This is a genomic window from Streptomyces sp. GD-15H, from assembly GCF_045291515.1.
GTDB lineage: Bacteria > Actinomycetota > Actinomycetes > Streptomycetales > Streptomycetaceae > Streptomyces.
In genome coordinates, this window is sequence record NZ_CP149447.1 from 606495 (window position 1) to 624155 (window position 17661).

Below are 17661 nucleotides of genomic sequence, written 5' to 3' on the forward strand. Positions count from 1 at the left end.
AGGCGGCCATCCGGTGCACGAGATCCTCGTCCGGCGTCCGCGGCGTTGCGCCGTCCACGGCAGGAGCGGGATGCCGGGCGGGCCGTGACCGTGGGTGTCGGGGCGTTCCTCACCCGCCCCTCATGACGGGGAAACGGCAGGGACTCCGTCGGGCAGGGGGGTCGCCGGGATGGCGGGCGTCTCGGCCGTACGGGACTCGCTTGGCCGCCTGCCCCCGAACGGCCGAGCGCTTCCAGGCCCATCCGGACAGTCGCCGTCCTGCCGTTCTCACGGGTCGCTCAGGACTTCTGCCCGCCGGTCGCAGTGCCCGAGAACTTCAACCGACACACCATGACGCATGCGGCCTTGGCCGTCGGTATCGCCACCCACCCGTCGGAACCATGGCTGGATGCACGTCAGTCCTTTCTCATTGCGGCCGCCGCGCACAGCGCGCCCCAGAGGGTCGCGGAGACAGCAGCCTTGGCCCGCGCACCTCTGCTGGGCAGCATGGTCCCGAAGGCGACTGCGTCCGAAAAGTCGGCGACGATCCGACAGCCGACCGCCCAGCTGCGGGCGGTTCCACGGGGAGCGAGCATCATTGCCGTACCGATGACGGTGTCACGGGCCCCGATCGCCCTGATCAGAAGGCGAGTGGAACGCTCGGCGCGGCCGTCGGAACCGGTCAGTCCACAGGGACGCGCCAGGATCTCCGGGCGGATGACGAGGGCCGCACTGTAGGCCGCAGTGGCCAGCCCCAGAACCTGCGTCGCGGCGATCGGCTTGCTGGTCTGTCGTTTCATGCGTTCCTCTCACATGCTGTTACCCGGTGTCGAGGGGTCAGTCAGAGGGGCGGCTCGGCGGGCCGGTGTCCGGCCAGTCGGGGCGGGCCGTGTGGTCGGGGTGGTTCGGAGTCCGGCGGGCTTCCTTCATCTCTGCCTCGTACAGATGGTCGCGGCCCTCGGCGAGCCGTGCCACCGCCTCGCGCTCCAGGGCCTTGAACGCCTGGTAGTACGTCTGGTCGTACGCCTCGACGATCTGGAACGTCCAGTGCCCGGGGATGACGTTGCGCCCCACGATCTCCGCTTGGACACGCTCCGCCCACACCCCGTGGCCGGCCATGCGCAGCAACTCCACCGCGCGGTCCAGTTCGAGGTCGGCGGTGCCGGTGAGCTGGTGAAACGAGTACAGGTGCCCCCGAGCCCGCTCGGTCGTCTCCAGCGCCTTGGACAGGGATCCGAGGGCTTGCACCGTCTCATCGGTGACGCCCGCTGGGCGCAGGTGCGCACGGGCCGGCCCTCGTGCCCGCTTGGGGGATCCACCATGCCGTCCCAGCTCCTTTCGGGGTGCGCACTGTGCTGCCGGCTGCACAAGTGCCCAGTATTGGGCCTTACGCCCACCCGTGCGGACATAAAGCGCGCGTGCAGGGCATTCGGTGGAGATCGGCTGCGCATCCGAACTCTGGGGCCCATTCGAGCAGCGGTCGGGACCCTCGTGCTGCGACCGGCCCAGGAGAACCCGAGGCGGGGGCACAGGCGCATCCAAGGGGAGCCGGCCCGACGCGTACATCGGATCGCCGCCTCGACGGTCCGGGAGACCCTCAACGCCGCAGGCGTAGAGCCGGCACCGCGCCGCTCCGGCCCGACCCGGCGCGAGTTCCTCACCGCCCGGGCCGAGAGGGCATCATCGCCGTCGACTTCTCCCACCCCGGCACCGCGCTCGGCAAGAGGCTGTACGCGCCGGCGTTCCTCGAGCACGACACCCGGCGCCTGCACCTCGCCGGCGTCACCGTCCACCCCACCCGCGACTGGGCGGTGCAGCAGGCCCGGAACCCGGCCACCGATCTCGGCACACGCATGGAGTCTTTGCGCTTTCTCCTCCGTGACCACGACAGCCAGTACGGGCAGTCCTTCGGCGCCGTCTTCGAGGCCGAGGACCTGGACGTGAGCAAGACCGCGCCGCGGGCTCCCCGCAGTACGCCCACCGCGAGAGAGCCATCGGCAGCATCCGGCGCGAGGTCCTCGCCCACGTCCTCGTCCCCGGAAGAGACCCGTGCGCGCCGGATTCTTGCGGCCTGCCAGGCCCACCACAACGGGCACCGGCCCCACCGGGCCCGCCACCGGCTACCACCCAACGCTCAGGAACACCCCACCGCGGCCCACCACCTCAGCAGCCGCAGACTGCTGTGCACCCGGATCCTCGGCGGCCTCGTCAACGCGTACAGACACGCCGCCGGACCTGTGGCGATGACTTTTCGAGCGGCACACGGTCGAAGGTCAAGGAGCACGTGGTGAAGGGAACGGTGGACGACTTCCCCGACACGCTCCGGACGCTGTTCCGCGGTGAGAACGTGGGCAAGCTCGCGCTGGACCTGTCATGAGCGGGGAGGAGAGGGCGCCGGACCGGACCACACCGTGGAGCGCCGCGGCGAGGTCGACGGACCGCTCGAGGAACACTCCGACGACGGACCCCGGTCCGGCGCCGCGGGCCCGCAGCACGTGCGCGATCTGCGCCGTGCGGGCGTTCAGTCGGGCGTAGGTGAGGGCCGAGGCGGCGTCGCTCACCGCGACTTCGGCGCGCAGAAGACGCAGGCGCTCATGAGCGGGGAGTCTCGTGGCGCAGGAGCGCGAGTTCCCGGTTCATCTCCGTGAGGAAACGTACGACGGTCTTCAGCTCTTCGGGGCGGAAGCGCCGGCGCGCGGCGTCGGTACCGCGGGCGAGGGGCTGGAAGTAGTCCCTGGCGACACCCTTGGCCTCCTCCGCGTAGTGCAGGTGTACGACGCGGCGGTCGTCGGCCGCGCGGACGCGTCGGATGTGACCGGCCTTCTCCAGCCGGTCCACGCATGCGGTGACAGCGCCGGAGGTGAGATCGAGCTGTCTGCGGAGCCGCCCGGGGGTCATCGGCCCCTCGTCGGGATCGGCGTCGAGGATCGCGACCAGGGCCTGGACGTCGGTGAGGTGCAGTCCCTGCGCCTGGGCGAACTCGTGGGCGATGCGGTTGAACTCGCCGTTCATCCTGCGCAGCAGGACCGCGAAGGACTGCAACCCCGTCGGGTCGTTCTCGGGAAGAGGGGGCGTGGGGTTGTCGGTCCCGTGCATGCCTCCAGTATATAGTTTCTCAATGATTGAGATACTTGATGAATGACTTAATTCGTTCCAGATCTTGAGGATGTTCATGAGAACCACACCGCGCTGGGCCCGGTGGCTCGTCCCGCTCGCCCTGCTGCTCGTCTGGCTCGGCGTCGGTGGAACGCTCGGGCCATACGCGGGCAAGCTGGGTGAGGTGGCCACCAACGACCAGGCCTCGTTCCTGCCGCAGAGTTCGGAATCCACCAGGGTTCTCAAGGCCCGCAAGGCGTTCGACCAGTCCGAGAGCCTGCCCGCCATCGTCGTCTGGACGACCGACGGAAACGGTGTCGCCGAGGCGCAGCGGACGGCGGCCACCGACGCCGTCGCCGCACTCGCCGGACGGCCCGGAATCGTCGGCGCTCCGTCGCCCGCCTTGGTCTCCGACGACGGGCAGGCGATGCAGGCCGTCGTCCAGTTGAAGCCGGACCTCGGTGACGAACTGCCCGACGTCCTGAGCGAGGTGCGTGAGGCCGCACGAGGCGTGCCGGAAGCTGAAGCACGGATCGCGGGCCCGGCTGCGAGTCAGGCCGATCTGTCGGACGCGTTCGCGGGCGTCGACGGACTGCTGCTGGGCGTGGCGCTCAGTGCCGTGCTGCTGATCCTGCTGCTCGTCTACCGGAGCGTCCTGCTGCCGTTCGTGATCATCCTCGGATCCGTCTTCGCCCTGGGTCTCGCTTGTGCGATCGTCTACGCGCTCGCCGGCCGTGACGTGGTCCGAGTGGACGGCCAGGTGCAGGGAATCCTCTCCATCCTCGTCATCGGCGCCGCCACCGACTACGCGCTGCTGCTCGCCGCGCGCTTCCGTGAGGAACTGGCCAGGCGGGGAGACCGGACCTCGGCCGCACTGGCAGCCGTGCGCCGGTCGTTCGGCGCGATCACCGCCAGCGCGGCCACCGTGGCCCTCGCGCTGCTGGCTCTGCTCGCCAGCGATTTGACCAACAACCGCGCCCTCGGACCGGTCGGCGCCATCGGCATCGTGTGCGCGGTGCTCTCCACGCTCACCTTCCTCCCGGCCGTGCTGGCACTGCTGGGCCGGGCCGTCTACTGGCCTTCCCGGCCGAAGGAGTCGGACGCGTCCGTGGAGGGGCACGGCGTATGGAGCCGCGTCGCCGCGAGGGTCGACGCCCGGCCGCGTCGGACCTGGGTGGTGACCGCGCTCGTCCTCGCCTTCTTCGCGGCTTTCTCCCCTTCGCTGTCCGCCAAGGGTGTGCCCCTCGACGAGATCTTCGTGAACGACGCGTCGTCGGTCGCCGCCCAGAAAACGCTCGGCGAGCACTTCCCCGGTGGCTCCGGCAATCCCGCCGTCATCCTCGCCGACGCCGATCGCACCGCTCAGGTGACGGCCGCCGCGACGCGCACGGAGGGCGTGGCGTCCGTCGGCGCGGTCTCCGCCTCGGGGCGGCCGGGGCAGGCGAGCCGCTCGTCGTCGACGGGAGGGTCCGCATCGACGCGACTCTGAAGGACGCGGCGGACAGCGACGCCGCCAAGAAGACCATCGAGCGACTGCGCGCGAACGTCCACGCGGTGTCCGGCGCCGACGCGCTGGTCGGCGGGTACACGGCGCAGCAGTACGACACCCAGCAGACCGCCGCCCGGGACCGTACGGTCATCGTGCCCCTCGTGCTGGGCATCATCCTGCTGATCCTTGTCCTGCTGCTGCGCTCGCTGCTCGTGCCGGTCCTGCTGGTGGCGACCGTCGCGCTCAACTTCCTGGCGACGCTGGGCGTCTCCGCTCTCGTCTTCGAGCACCTCCTCGGATTCAGCGGCACGGACGCGTCGGTACCGCTGTACGGATTCGTGTTCCTGGTGGCGCTCGGCGTCGACTACAACATCTTCCTGATGTCCCGGGTACGGGAGGAGGCGCTCGCACACGGCAATCGACAGGGGGTTCTACGCGGGCTGACGACGACAGGAGGAGTGATCACCTCGGCCGGCGTCGTGCTCGCAGCGACGTTCGCGGCCCTGATGGTGATCCCCCTGGCCTTTCTGGTCCAGATCGCCTTCATCGTGGCTTTCGGCGTACTGCTCGACACCCTCGTGGTCCGCTCCCTCCTGGTGCCCGCGCTGACGCTCGACATCGGCCCTCGGGCGTGGTGGCCCAGCGTCCTGGCCCGCGACGTCACCGGATCCGAAAACGGGACGAGGCAGTCGGCGTGACGGCGGCCCGCATGCCGACAGCGGCATCCACCCCTACCGTGGGCGGGAGGGGGAACGCCGCCACGGGAAAGGAATCGTTCCATGCCGGTCACCGAGAGCCCGCTGCGCGGACGGACAGCTGTCGTGACCGGAGCGGCACGCGGTCTGGGGGCGGCGATGGCAGGGGATCTGTCCGGCCGGGGGGCGAAGGTGGCGCTGCTCGGTCGTGAGGAGAGAACACTGGCCCGGGTCAGGGATTCCCTGCCGGGTGTGGCCGAGTGCTGGGAGGTCGACGTCACGGACGACCGGGGCATGGCCCGGGCCGGCGCGGAAATCCGTGCGCGGCTCGGGCCGCCCTCCCTCGTGGTCGCCAACGCGGGACTGGCCGAGGGCGGCCCGTTCGCCGAGTCCGATCCCGCGGTCTGGCGTCGGGTGGTGGAGGTGAACCTGATCGGCAGCGCCGTCACCGCCCGGACGTTCCTCAAGGATCTGTTCGGCACTCGGGGCTACTTCCTCCAGGTCGCGTCGCTCGCGTCCATCGGTGCGGCCCCGATGATGAGCGCGTACTGCGCGTCGAAGGCGGGGGTCGAGTCGTTCGCCCACGCGCTGCGGGCGGAGGTGGCCCACCGGCGTGTGGGTGTCGGGATCGCCTACATCAACTGGACGGACACCGACATGATCCGCAGCGCCGACGAGTACGCGGTGCTGCGAGAGCTCCGTGGCCACATGCCGCCACCGGCGCGCAAGGTGTACCCCGTCGAGTACGTGGCCGGCCTGGTCACCGCGATCGAACGGCGCCGTCCGTCCGTCTACGTGCCTCGCTGGCTGCGGTCGACCCAACTCATGCGCGCCGCGATGCCTCCTGTGGTGACGATGCTGTCGCGACGTGAACTGCCTCGTCTCGCCGCAGTGGAGCCGTTCGAGGCCACGGGGCTGCTCGGCGCCGGTGGTCGGGCCGATCAGGCGGACTCCCCCTCTTCGCATCCCTAGGTCCTCGCGTCGGTTTCCCGCTTGCTCGGCGACCTCGGGTACACCTCCGAATCCCTCCAGCAGGCCGGCTGGACCCACTCGAACGGGACCGTTCCGACCGCGCCCGCATCCACCGGCCCGCACCCCCGCGAAGTAGTCGCGTGGGCGGTCGGCACGGCTCGTTGCCTTCGGCAGGAGACGCACATGCACGGGGTGGTGGTGGACGTGGCGCACGCGGCTGTCGGGCGGTCGCACCATGACGCCGACGAGCCGGGTCGGGCGGAGCCCGAGGCACGGGAGGCTGAGCTCAGCCGGCGCACGCCCGGGCTGGAGACGATGGCGTCGATGCTCGTCGTGTCCCTGCCCCGTCAGGGAAGCCGTCGCTTCGCCGCACGGTGCCGGTGGCCTCGCCTTCACCCGCTCAACGAGCGGGTGACCGCTGTGACGCACCACCCGTTGACCACGGTGGAGTCCCGCCCTCGGCTCGCGAGCGCACCGGAGCGGCGTCATCTGCCCGCGGTGGTTGGCGCACCGTTCGAACCCGTTTCGGTGAGCACGGGACCGCACCCGCGGGCGCGGCCGACCGAGAGCGGCAGTGCCACCGACGTGACCGTCGGGATCAGCGTCAGCGACCTCGCGTCGCGGGCCGGTGCGCTCACCGCCTGCCGGGTCACGGCCGAGTACCCGCACGCCGGCACACCGTTCGGGTCGTGCACCATGCGGTTCGCCCGTCCGGCGTATCAAGGCGCCCCGGCAACGACACGGTCGTCCCGGCGGCGCTGCCCCACCCCACGGCAGCCACGGTGGGTGCCGCTGCCGCCCCCGACGTCCTGCTGGCGCGGGCATCCCGGGGCGGTAGGTACTCGTCCCGCGCGACCCCGGTCATCCAGTGCTGCTCCCCGTTCGTCCTTCCCGGCTGCCCACGACGGCGTTGCCCGGGTGGAGGTGGCGGCGGAGCAGGGAGGTTCCCGCTTCCTCGTCACGGTCGCCGACCACGTCACCGCGGCGGGCACGGTCACGCTGCTGCGCCCAGGATCGAACATCAGAGCACGATGTCGGACCGAACGCTTGGAGGAGTACTCGTGAACACGGACGGACAGCGGGACGCGGAGCGGCTGCACTGCCTGGTCACCGGGGCGTCCGGGTACATCGGCGGACGTCTGGTGCCGGAACTGCTGGAAGCCGGCCACCGGGTCCGGTGCCTGGCCCGCTCCCCCGGCAAACTTCGCGACCACCCCTGGGCGCAGGACGCCGAGACGGTCGGCGGCGATGTCACGGACGCCGCCTCCGTCGCCGCTGCCATGCGGGGTATCGATGTCGCGTACTACCTGGTGCACGCCCTCGCGGGCGGTTCCGGCTTCGAGGACACCGACCGCCGCGCGGCCCGAACCTTCGCCGAGCAGGCGCACGCCGCCGGCGTACGGCGGATCGTGTACCTCGGCGGACTCGCTCCCGGCGGTGTCCCGGAGCGGGAACTGTCCCCGCACCTGCGGTCCCGGGCCGAGGTCGGACGGATCTTCCTGGAGGCGCCCGTACCGGCCACCGTGTTGCGGGCGGCGGTCGTCATCGGCTCGGGGTCGGCGTCCTTCGAGATGCTGCGCTACCTCACCGAACGGCTGCCGGTCATGGTGACCCCCAGCTGGGTGCACACCCGCATCCAGCCCATCGCAGTCCGCGACGTGCTGCGCTACCTCGTCGGCTCGGCCACCATGCCCGACGATGTCGACCGGGCGTTCGACATCGGTGGGCCGGACATCCTCACCTATCGGGAGATGATGCGCCGTTACGCCGCTGTCGCCGGACTGCGGCGGCGGCTCATCGTACCGGTACCGGTCCTCACCCCGGGACTGTCCAGCCACTGGATCGGCCTCGTCACCCCGGTGCCCGCCTCCCTCGCCCGGCCCCTGACGGAGTCACTGCGTCACGAGGTCGTCTGCCACGAACACGACATCGCCCGCTACGTACCCGATGCCCCCGGCCATCCCCTGCCGTTCGACGAGGCGCTGGCCCTGGCACTGCGGAAGGTGCGCGAGGCCCAGGTGGCCACCCGCTGGTCGTCCGCCGCCCTGCCCGGGGCACCCAGCGACCCGCTGCCCACGGACCCGGACTGGGCCGGCGGCAGCCTCTACCAGGACCAGCGCCGGCTGCTGGTCGGTGCCTCCCGCGAGGCCCTGTGGAAGGTGATCGAGGGCATCGGCGGCGACAACGGCTGGTACTCCTTCCCCCTCGCCTGGGCGGTCCGCGGCTGGCTGGACCGGTTCGTCGGCGGCGTCGGCCTGCGCCGCGGACGACGCGACGCCGAGCACCTGCGGGTCGGCGACTCGCTGGACTTCTGGCGGGTGGAGGAGATCGAACCCGGCCGCCTGCTGCGGCTGCGGGCGGAGATGCGGCTACCGGGCCTCGCATGGCTGGAGATGTACGCCGAGACGGACGCCGAGGGCCGCACCCGCTACCGGCAGCGCGCCCTGTTCCACCCCCGCGGCCTGCTCGGCCACGTCTACTGGTGGTCCGTCTCCCCGTTCCACGCCGTCGTCTTCGGCGGCATGGCCCGCAACATCACCCAGGCCGCCGCCAAGGGCATGAGCGCGCGCAGGGCCACATCCTCGCCGACCGCCTCCGGCACTCCCCCGCCGGGCGGAGCGTCCGGAAGCGGCACACACAGCACCGCCTCACGACACCAGGAGTGACGCCATGACCGTCGCCGTCGTCCCGTTCACCTCGCGTCTGCGTCGGCACGGCCGTCCGCCGCTGCGCGCCGCACTCGCGGCGGCGGACGAGGTGGTGCCGCTGTGCGTACGCGGTCCAGGGGTCCACGCGGCCGGCTTCGACGTACCCAGCCGCAACGCCTTCCTCGCCGACCGGGGATCAACCTGAAGCCAGTGAGTTGGAAAAGGCGACTCTCCTGGCTGCCTGCGGAGCCGGTGGAGGCAGCTCTCCCCTACCGCGCCCACCCGGCGCGCCGACGGGGCGGGCATGTCGCGCAAGCGGTGGGCTCAGTCGGCCACGGGGCCGGCGGTCGTCCACAGTCCACCCGCAAGGTCGGCACCACCGTGCTGGACAAGACCGGCGCCGTCACCACCGGCAAGAACGCCGAGATCACCCACCTCGAATCCCTGCCGCTCCTCGCTGCCACGCGCCCCTGGATCCGAGGGCATCGCCGCCCCGACAAGCGCTGCCGGCGCCGGACGATTCCGGCGCCGGCCTCTTCCAGGTCAGGGCTGATAGGCGACCAACGCCCTCATCCCGGCCTCGCCGTGATGGACCTGGTGGCAGTGCGGCATCCGCTGGCCCTGGTTGCCGGGGGACCGTATGGAAGCCTCTGCCTTGCGGCCCCACGCCCCCTCACTGCTGACGCACTCCGTGCAGCGGCGCGGACAGCAAACGCTTGGGTACCGCCGCACCAGCAAGAGCCCTTCTCGGGTCCGCGCGCCTCACATCAGTGACCGCCCTCCGACGCAATGTCCAGGCGCTGGTCGAACGTCTTGCCGCCGTCCTTCGACTCATAGACACCGTCCTGTGTCGCCGCCAGGATCCGATCGGCGTCGACTGCCGTCAGTGCCTGCGGCTGCCCCCCAGGCACTGCGCCCGTCTTCTTCCATGTGCTCCCGGAGTCCGTGCTGCGATAGAGCGCGCCCGAGCCGTCGAGTCCGTACGCGGCACCCCGCGGGCCCCAGGAGACGAAGAAGAGCGCCGGCTCGGCACCGTCGGCGAAGGTCTTGCCGCCGTCGGTGCTCTTCGCAACGCCCGCCTCAGTGGTAGCGAGCAGCATCTGCGGGTCGTCAGGGTTGACGGCGATGTCGAGCGCCGGCAGCGTCGCGCGGTCCTGCCACTCGACGCCGTCCTTGCTGACTCTCACCTTGCCGTTCGTGCTGTCGTAGCCGTAGATCGTGCCGTCGACGTAGTCGAGGGCGTGGAAGTCGACCTCGCCGGACAACGACTTGGTCTTCCATGTCTTGCCGGCGTCGGTGCTCTCGATCAGACCTTTGTTTCCGGGGCCTTCGCCGTCGGCCGCCGGGTGTCCGCTGGCCAGGAACGTCCTGGCCTCGGCGATCGTGAAGCCCATGTAGTCGTCTCGGCTTTCGCCGACCCGTTGCGGCTTGCCGTCCTTGTCCGGCGTGAAAATGCCCTCGTGAGTGGCCACGTACAGTCGGTCGTCGGCGGGGTCGATGCCGACCCCGTGAATGTGACTGACCGACGTCGTGGACGGCGCCTTCGCCTCATCCGAGCCGCCGTCCCCGGAACAGGCCGTCAGGGTGAGGGCGAAGGCCGCCGAAACGGCGATGGCAAAGTACTGCTTCCTCATGGTGTCCCGTCGAGTTTCGTGCAGGCCGGGGCGCCCTGGCGCCCCGGCTGGGTGGGAGGGGCGGATGCCGTCGCGGACTCGATACGAGGCACGCGACGGCATCCGCGGAGTGCGGACCGGGTCAGAGTCGGGCGAGGATCTTCTGAAGTTGCTCAACCTCGGCGGACTGGGTCTTCACCACGTCCTCAGCGAGCTTCTTCGCCGTTGCGTTCCGGCCGTTCTTCTGCTCGTCCTGGGCCATCTCGACGGCGCCCTTGTGGTGGTCGACCATCATCTGCGCGAACATCCGGTCGAACTCGGTGCCCTTCGATGCCTTGAGCTTCTCCATGTCCTCGTCGGACATCATGCCGGCCATTCCCGAGTGGCCCATGCCATCGGATCCGTGATCCATCCCGGGCATGCTCTCCTCAGCCGGCTGGGCTTGCCCCAAGTCTTGAGCCAGGACTTCATGGTCTGGATCTCGGGGTCCTGGGCCTTCTCGATCTCCCCGGCCAGGGCCTTGACCTCCGCGTCGGAGGCACGGCCGTCAGCGAGCTTCGCCATCTCCAGGGCCTGCTCGTGGTGGGGGGTCATCATCTGCGCGAAGGTGACGTCGGCGTCGTTGAAGGCGCCGGGCGCCGGGTTCTCTCCGGCGTTTGCGGTAGCAGAGGCGGACGCGGAACCACCACTTCCGTGGTCCACGCCCTCCACGTCGTCGTTGCCGCCGCACGCGGCAAGCAGCAGTCCTCCTGCTGCGACAGCGCTGACGAGCACGATCCGGTGGCGGTTCGAGCGGCCGAGGGCACGCTTGTAGACGGTCATGTGCAAGAAACCTCATGTGGTCGTGCGGATTTGCTGATTTCGCGGCGCGAGCAGGTGTACACGCGGCGCTGGGTACGCCCGTGTGTCCTGCCACAGGGCCTACGTCCGCAGGACCGACAGCTGAGGGAGGAGCGGCCTGGGTGGAGGTTCGGGGCACGTCGGCACGACGCTCCGGCTTCGGAGAGCTGCACCCCGGTCAAGGCGGCCGATGAGCGCGCCATACAGCAGTACAGCCAACGCCCAGGTGGCGAGCACAGCCACGCAGAGCGCCGTCATGTCCATACCCGTCCCCACGGGAGGGTGGTCCACCGACTGCGGGGCGGTCACCAAGCCCGAGTCGTGCATCGCCATGGCTGCCGACGATCCGGCATGCGCAGTGTTCGGTTCCGCCGCCGGCTCCACAGAACTGATGCGAACCGCTTCGGCTGTGACGGCGTGATATGCACCGTTCACGTGGGAACCGGAGGAACCCTCCGGATGCCCCAGGGTGTGCATGCCGAAGACGCCGACCGCGAGCACGATGACCAGCAGGAGCTGCCCGAGGGCACCGCCTGCTCGCAATCGTCGGCTCGCGTTCACTTCAAAACCTCCGCCCTCGACCTTACCGAAGACTCTACGGGCCCCCGGGAGGGATGGTTCTCCCGGGCCAGACCATCGGTCGAGCCATGGGTGCTCTTCGCCTCCCCACCGGCTGTCCCCCGTCTTCCTGTTGCGCTGAGCGCCGGAAGGGACCCGGCTGCAGGATTTGGCGGGTGACCCACATGTGAAGCGATCCCTCAGGTCCCGACACTCCGTTTCGTGCCGCGAGGTTTCGTGCCGCGAGGCCCAGTCGTCGGTGGCAGCGGGCCCTCGCCTGGTGTGGCGTGAGGTAGCCGATGGGCTTGATCGGGTGCTGCTGGTCACACGGACTCATCGCACGGGGCACTTCGCAGTGGCCCGGCGCACCGGCCAGTCCCCGCACCGGCCGGCCCACGGCTCACACGTCAGCGGCTGCGTGGCCACCGCGGTTGCCGCCTGTCACGCGCCGAGCCGTTCCCCAAGCCGCCGGTGTCACGTTTCCGCGCCGGGGTCCGGCACCGGCTGCCCCGGCGGGGTGAAGGCGGCGAGCACCGTGGCCGTGATGTGGGCGGCGGCATGGTCGGAGCTGAGGCGGCCGGCGCGAATCTCGTCGGCGGCGCTGTGCATGACGGAGTGCAGGACATTGACCAGCCATGCAATCGGCAGGTCCGTGCGGAAGACCCCCTCCGCACGGCCGCGGGCGATCAGTGTCTCGACCCGGGCGGCGGGGCCGTTGTGCAGCTCACGGATGCGCCCCGGGGGCAGTTCCCTCTGGGCAGCGACGAGCAGAGCACGCGCCCGGTCCACCAGGTGCCAGCTGACGTCGACATAGCGCGCCAGCGCGAGCAGTGGATCACCAGTCAGATCGACCGCGTCCAGCGCCTCGTTGCCCTGGTCGAGGGCGCGGCTCATCGCTGCGTCGACCACCTCCGCACGCGAAGCGAAGTGCGCATACAACGTCACCCGCCCCACGCCTGCGGCGCGCGCGATCTCGCTGAGGCTCGCCTCCGGATTACGCCCCAGGCACTCGGCTGCAGCCTGGACGATCGCGTCGATGCTCCGCAGGGCGTCGGCGCGCTTGGCGGTGCTTCTGCTGCTCATGACCCCACAGAATACCCGAAGAAACCGTACAGGGTTGTTTGGCTTACGACCTGGAGTGACCTAACCTGAACACACATGTACGGCTTAACGCCAAGGGATGAGTGTCATGAGTGATACGAAAGCCACGAGCACGCACACGCCGGGAGCAGCCCATCCGCTGCGCTGGCCGGCCCTTGGCCTGCTGGGGCTGGCCCAGCTGATGCTGATCCTCGACATCACCGTGGTCGCCATCGCGCTGCCCCACATGGGCGCCGAACTGGACCTGGATCGCGCCGCCCTGACCTGGGTGGTCAGTGGATACGCCCTCACCTTCGGCAGCCTGATGCTGCTCGGCGGCCGGGCCGCCGACCTGTTCGGCGCCAAACGGGTGGTCCTGTTCGGGCTCGCCGTGTTCACCGCCGCTTCCCTCGCCGCCGGACTCGCCACCGGCGCACCCCTGCTGCTCACCGCCCGGATCGCCCAGGGAATCGGCGCTGCGATGCTGTCGCCCGCCGCCCTGTCCGTGGTGGTGCGACTGTTCGACGGCGACGAACGCAACCGGGCACTGGGCATCTGGTCAGCGCTCGGCGGCGGAGGCGCCGCCCTCGGCGTGCTGCTGGGCGGACTGATCACAGCCGGGCCGGGCTGGGCCTGGGTCTTCTTCGTCAACGTCCCCGTCGGCCTGCTCGTCCTCGTCGCGCTCACCCGGATACTGCCCAACCTGCCCCGGGCGGCCACCGGCTCCCTCAACGTGCCGGGCGCCGCCCTGGTCGCCGCCGCGACCGGTGCCCTCATCTACGCCCTGATCCGTGCCGGCGACCACGGCTGGCTCAACGCCGTCATCCTCGCCTTGTCCGCCTTCGCCACAGTGGCCTACGCCGCCTTCGCCGTCCGGCAGCGCCGGGCGGCGGCACCGCTGATGGACCTCCGCCTGCTCGGTCGGCGTCCGGTAGTGGCGGGCATCTTCGTCATCGCGGTGGCCACGGCCTTGATGGTGGGAGTCTTCTTCCTCGGCTCCTTCTACCTCCAAAGCCATCAGGGCCACGGCGCCCTGATGACCGGCGTGCTGTTCCTGCCGGTAGCGCTGCTGACCATGGCCGCCGCCACCGCCGCCGGCCGCGTGATCGGCCGCCTCGGGGCCCGGTCGCTGGCAGCGGTCGCCCTGCTCATCGCGGCCGCCGGATTCCTCGCACCGGTGCTCTGGTTCGGCACCACCGCCATGGTCATCGGCGTGAGCGTCGCCGCGGTCGGCCTGGGCGCCCTGTTCGTCGCCGCCTCGGCCACCGCGCTCAGCAGCGTCGCCCCCCACGAAGCCGGCGTGACCTCCGGAATCGTCAGCACCTTCCACGAGTTCGGCGCATCGGCCGGCGCCGCAGCCGTCTCCAGCGCCGCAGCCGCCAGCATCGCCGCCCACACCGGCGCCACCACGGCCGCCGGATTCGACGACGCGTTCCTCGTGGCTACCGGTGTGGCCGCAGTCTCCGCCGTTGTCGCCATGTGGCTGATCCCGCCCAAGAGCGAGTAGTCGGGCACGACGGCGTCCGGGTGCCGGGCGATCTTCAAGCGGGGCGATTGAGCGGGGTGTCCTGGCCCCGTTCGAGAACGACGTGCTGGAGATTCGCGCCCCCTCGCCGTACTCGGATTGCCGGAGGAGGCGCTGGCGCCCTGTCTCGCCGCGGCAGGCCAGAAGGCGGCGCAGGGTACGCGCGAGTACTGGCCTCCCGTGCTCGCGGCGGACGGTGTGCATTCCGGGCAGCCGGTCCGTGCGACTTGGACCTCGGTTGATCACAGGACTACGGCGCTCGACGAGGACCACATCCCGCCAGCGGCCCAGATGCCGGCCGATGCCCTGTCGGATGCCGAGGAACCGGGACCCGGCCCGCCCGTGCAGGGCGAGGCAGGCGGTGTTCTCCGGGAGGACCCCGGACTGGATGGTCCGGATCCTCGCCGCCTCGGTCGACTCGACGAGCACCTCGAGCAGCGCCAAGCGGCGCCCCGGCTGCGGGCTGGACGGCGGTCGTGTCGCACGGACGGCGAGGGGGGCCACAGCATGGCCCCCACCTCGGTCGGCGAACAGCGCCGCCGGCTCGCGGCGGGGACGGCCGACCCGGCCGCGGATCGGCGGGATCGCGTCGAGCAGGCGCGGCCGCAGCCGTCCTGTTCCGCCGCCTCGGTCCTGGCGTAGCCCGCTCAGCGTCAGCCCGCGAGGGAGGTTTCCGCATCCGGCTGTGGGGCCTGGCTCGGCCACCGTTTCGGCGGCGTGCGTTCCGGGCTGGGGGCGGCGGGCTTGACGGCGCGGACGAGGGCGGAGTGCATGCCGTCGGCGACACTGTGGGTGGGGGTGATCTCGATGTCCGTGAAGCCGGCGGCCCGGAGGCCGTTGCGGTACTCGGCAAAGGAGAGGGCTCCGGCGATGCAGCCGACGTAGTCGCCGCGTTCCGCGCGCTGGTCGGGGGTGAGGGTGTCGTCGGCGACGACGTCGGAGACGCCGATGCGGCCTCCGGGCTTGAGGACGCGGAAGGTCTCGGCGAAGACGGCCGGCTTGTCGGTGGACAGGTTGATCACGCAGTTGGAGATCACCACGTCGATCGTGGCGGCGGGCAGCGGGATCGCCTCGATGGTGCCCTTGAGGAATTCCACGTTGGTGGCGCCGGCCTTCGCGGCGTTGACCAGGGCCAGGGCGAGCATCTCCTCGGTCATGTCCAGTCCGTACGCCTTGCCGGTGGGACCAACGCGACGGGCGGAGAGCAGGACGTCGATGCCGCCGCCGGAGCCCAGGTCGAGAACGCGTTCGCCTTCGTTCAGGTCTGCGACCGCAGTCGGGTTGCCGCAGCCGAGGGAGGCGGCGACGGCCTCGGCCGGCAGCGCGTCGCGCTCGTCGGCGCCGTAGAGAATGCCGCCGAAGTTGGCGTCGGCCTCGACCGGTTCCGGCCCACAGCACGCGCTTCCGCCCGCGGTGACCTTGAGAGCGGAGGCGGCGTACCGCTGGCGGACGGTTTCGCGCAGGTCGGTGGACTGCTCGGTCATGACTCGCTCCCCAGCAAGCCGCTTCGATGTTTCTCGATGCAACTCTGCGCTCTGCATCACAGTTCGTCAACATAGAGATCTGTCGAACCAAGGTTGCTGGTTGCGGCGGTGCACGGCGTCGGCGGTTGCCCAGGGGCGAGGAGCGCGGCGGCCAGGGAGATGACGGCCGACGGGCAGGCGAGTGGTCCGTAGCCGCCGAGGGGTGCGGCGGGGGCGGCTCCGGCGAACGGGGACGGGGCTGCTGCCGTGGTTGCCGGTGCCGCGAGCAGTCCGGAGAGGCGGCCGTATGCGGTGGTGCCCCAGCGGTTGGTGACGGCGGTGGCCCGGAGAGACGGCGGTGGCCTGGAGAAGGGTGAGGTTGCCGCGGACCGTACCGGCCGCGATCGGCGCAGCAACGATCAGTACGTGGGAGCCGGGCACGACGTGTCCTTCGACGACCCCGAGCTCCAGGGCAGGATCAGGCCGCGAGGACGGCCTCGCGATCGCGGTCGATCCCCTGGACTTGACCTGCCCGATCTGGTCGAGTTTTACCGGGTCGGCCAGCACCTCGAGCGTCGCTGCGTCCGCTTCGCGGAGCCGCTCACACAACGGCCGCAGGAAACGACCCCACGTCTTTGCGCCCGACTCAGTGCGCGCCTGTAAACCGTAGCCGTCCAGCCGGCCGTCCTCCTGCGGCTGAGCAGCCGGGATCATCCTGCGAGGTCGGCGCCGAGATCACCCGCCGGGAGCATGCTCGCCTAGGGGCAGTGGCGGTACTGGAGCCCAGCCTTCCCCGCACTGCCGTAAGCACGGAGCCGCTCTACAGGCGATTCGACCCTCCGGTGAGGGCATGTGTCCGCAGAGCAGCAGGACAGGCCCGGCGGCGCGGCCGGTGGCGATACGGAAGAGTGTCCACGCCGGCGCGCCGAGCGCCGAGTCAGGGTCGGCTCGGGTACTCCGGCTGCCCGCCGTCGGCGTCGAACACCTTGGCCCAGGTGGCACCGCACCGGCAGCGCGAGTACTCGATCAGTTCCCCTTCTTCCGACACACTCAGCCCTTGGCCGAGTCGCACATGCACATGATCACCCATGAGGAGCTGCTTTCCTTGACGCCCGTCGTCCGCCTCATCGTGGGGCTCCCCGCTCCCGCTGGCAATGTCGCAGCTCACATAGTTCACGAGTGCGACGTTGACGCTTCATCGCGTAGCGGGATCTGACAGTGCACGCACGGTAGCCGCGTAGGCCCTCAAGAGGTGTCGCCGACCGCCCGTCGCGGACAAGCGGCCCCCCGTCGCCGCAGCCTCGGCCAACTGACTTCTGCCAGGCACACGGTGAAGGACGCCACAAGACGAAGCGGTGCCCGTCTCGCACACAGCTCGGGCCGGACAGGCGGATCAGGACGGTTCCGTGGACGGCTGATCGGCTCGCGATTGCGGCTGGGGGCGGCCGGCGGCGTGCACCATCGGCGTGGCGTGTCGCTCCGGGCAGTGGACACCTTCGGCCGGGACGCGGCTGCGTGGTGCTTCGGTGGCTCCGGGCAGGTGCACAGGGCGGCGGGCCATGCGGCGCCCGACCCAGCGTCGACCGCAGTGTTCGCAGGGCGGAGCGCCTTGCGGGGTGTACGGCGAGGGAACCGCCGTGTTGTCGCGGTAGAAGCACTCCCACTCGTCCCGGTAGCGCTACACGCCGTAGTCGACGTTCCCA

13 protein-coding genes and 4 pseudogenes are annotated in these 17661 nt (G+C 70.7%); 6 read left to right on the forward strand and 11 right to left on the reverse strand.

The features are described from left to right. Positions 1-395: 395 nt before the first annotated feature. The 4 genes and pseudogenes from WJ438_RS02965 to WJ438_RS02980 all read right to left on the reverse strand — a co-directional run bounded on the left by WJ438_RS02965 (position 396) and on the right by WJ438_RS02980 (position 3075). Positions 396-779, reverse strand: coding sequence for a hypothetical protein (locus WJ438_RS02965; RefSeq protein ID WP_406723833.1), 384 nt, complete (start codon positions 777-779; stop codon positions 396-398). A gap of 37 nt (positions 780-816) precedes the next feature. Next, positions 817-1227 carry a hypothetical protein gene (locus WJ438_RS02970; RefSeq protein WP_406723834.1) on the reverse strand — a complete coding sequence of 137 codons (411 nt, stop codon included), beginning with the start codon at positions 1225-1227 and terminating at the stop codon, positions 817-819. Positions 1228-2408: 1181 nt separating this feature from the next. Beyond that, a pseudogene (locus WJ438_RS02975) lies at positions 2409-2540 on the reverse strand (AMP-binding protein); the annotation flags it as partial. A 31-nt stretch (positions 2541-2571) separates the two neighbouring features. Continuing rightward, positions 2572-3075, reverse strand: a complete 504-nt coding sequence (locus WJ438_RS02980) for a MarR family winged helix-turn-helix transcriptional regulator (RefSeq protein WP_406723835.1) — start codon at positions 3073-3075, stop codon at positions 2572-2574. 76 nt (positions 3076-3151) lie between these two features. Between WJ438_RS02980 and WJ438_RS02985 the strand changes: the two are divergent. From WJ438_RS02985 to WJ438_RS03000, 4 genes and pseudogenes are all read left to right on the forward strand, one after another. Continuing rightward, positions 3152-5262 (forward strand): annotated as a pseudogene (locus tag WJ438_RS02985) (MMPL family transporter). Between the two features lie 81 nt (positions 5263-5343). Further along, positions 5344-6231: an SDR family oxidoreductase gene (locus tag WJ438_RS02990; RefSeq protein WP_406723836.1), complete on the forward strand. Its 888-nt coding sequence runs from the start codon at positions 5344-5346 to the stop codon at positions 6229-6231. A gap of 1061 nt (positions 6232-7292) precedes the next feature. Next, a complete protein-coding gene (locus WJ438_RS02995; protein WP_406723837.1) occupies positions 7293-8897 on the forward strand; it encodes an SDR family oxidoreductase in 1605 nt (534 codons plus the stop codon). Positions 8898-8901: 4 nt separating this feature from the next. Further along, positions 8902-9069: pseudogene (locus WJ438_RS03000) on the forward strand (deoxyribodipyrimidine photo-lyase); the annotation flags it as partial. Between the two features lie 577 nt (positions 9070-9646). Here the strand turns inward: WJ438_RS03000 and WJ438_RS03005 are convergent. From WJ438_RS03005 to WJ438_RS03020, 4 genes are all read right to left on the reverse strand, one after another. Next, positions 9647-10513, reverse strand: coding sequence for a F510_1955 family glycosylhydrolase (locus WJ438_RS03005; RefSeq protein ID WP_406723838.1), 867 nt, complete (start codon positions 10511-10513; stop codon positions 9647-9649). 121 nt (positions 10514-10634) lie between these two features. Next, a complete protein-coding gene (locus WJ438_RS03010) occupies positions 10635-10859 on the reverse strand; it encodes a DUF305 domain-containing protein (RefSeq protein ID WP_406723839.1) in 225 nt (74 codons plus the stop codon). After that, positions 10856-11314, reverse strand: coding sequence for a DUF305 domain-containing protein (locus WJ438_RS03015; protein WP_406723840.1), 459 nt, complete (start codon positions 11312-11314; stop codon positions 10856-10858). The genes WJ438_RS03010 and WJ438_RS03015 overlap by 4 nt, the downstream gene beginning before the upstream one ends. 1050 nt (positions 11315-12364) lie before the next feature. After that, the gene (locus WJ438_RS03020; protein WP_406723841.1) at positions 12365-12973 is read right to left on the reverse strand and encodes a TetR/AcrR family transcriptional regulator; all 609 of its coding nucleotides are present in this window, start codon (positions 12971-12973) and stop codon (positions 12365-12367) included. A 106-nt stretch (positions 12974-13079) separates the two neighbouring features. Here WJ438_RS03020 and WJ438_RS03025 point away from each other — a divergent pair, with 106 nt between their 5' ends. Next, positions 13080-14477 (forward strand): MFS transporter, encoded by a 1398-nt coding sequence (locus WJ438_RS03025; RefSeq protein WP_406723842.1) that lies wholly within the window; start codon positions 13080-13082, stop codon positions 14475-14477. Between the two features lie 255 nt (positions 14478-14732). Here WJ438_RS03025 and WJ438_RS03030 read toward each other — a convergent pair. Beyond that, positions 14733-14942, reverse strand: a pseudogene (locus WJ438_RS03030) (N-acetyltransferase family protein); the annotation flags it as partial. Positions 14943-15002: 60 nt separating this feature from the next. Here WJ438_RS03030 and WJ438_RS03035 point away from each other — a divergent pair. Further along, positions 15003-15137, forward strand: coding sequence for a hypothetical protein (locus WJ438_RS03035; protein WP_406723843.1), 135 nt, complete (start codon positions 15003-15005; stop codon positions 15135-15137). A gap of 11 nt (positions 15138-15148) precedes the next feature. Here WJ438_RS03035 and arsM read toward each other — a convergent pair whose 3' ends face one another. Together arsM and WJ438_RS03045 are read right to left on the reverse strand one after the other, a co-directional pair. Then, positions 15149-15979 (reverse strand): arsenite methyltransferase, encoded by an 831-nt coding sequence (gene arsM, locus WJ438_RS03040; protein WP_406723844.1) that lies wholly within the window; start codon positions 15977-15979, stop codon positions 15149-15151. 916 nt (positions 15980-16895) lie between these two features. Further along, the gene (locus WJ438_RS03045; RefSeq protein WP_406723845.1) at positions 16896-17048 is read right to left on the reverse strand and encodes a hypothetical protein; all 153 of its coding nucleotides are present in this window, start codon (positions 17046-17048) and stop codon (positions 16896-16898) included. Positions 17049-17661: the final 613 nt, after the last annotated feature.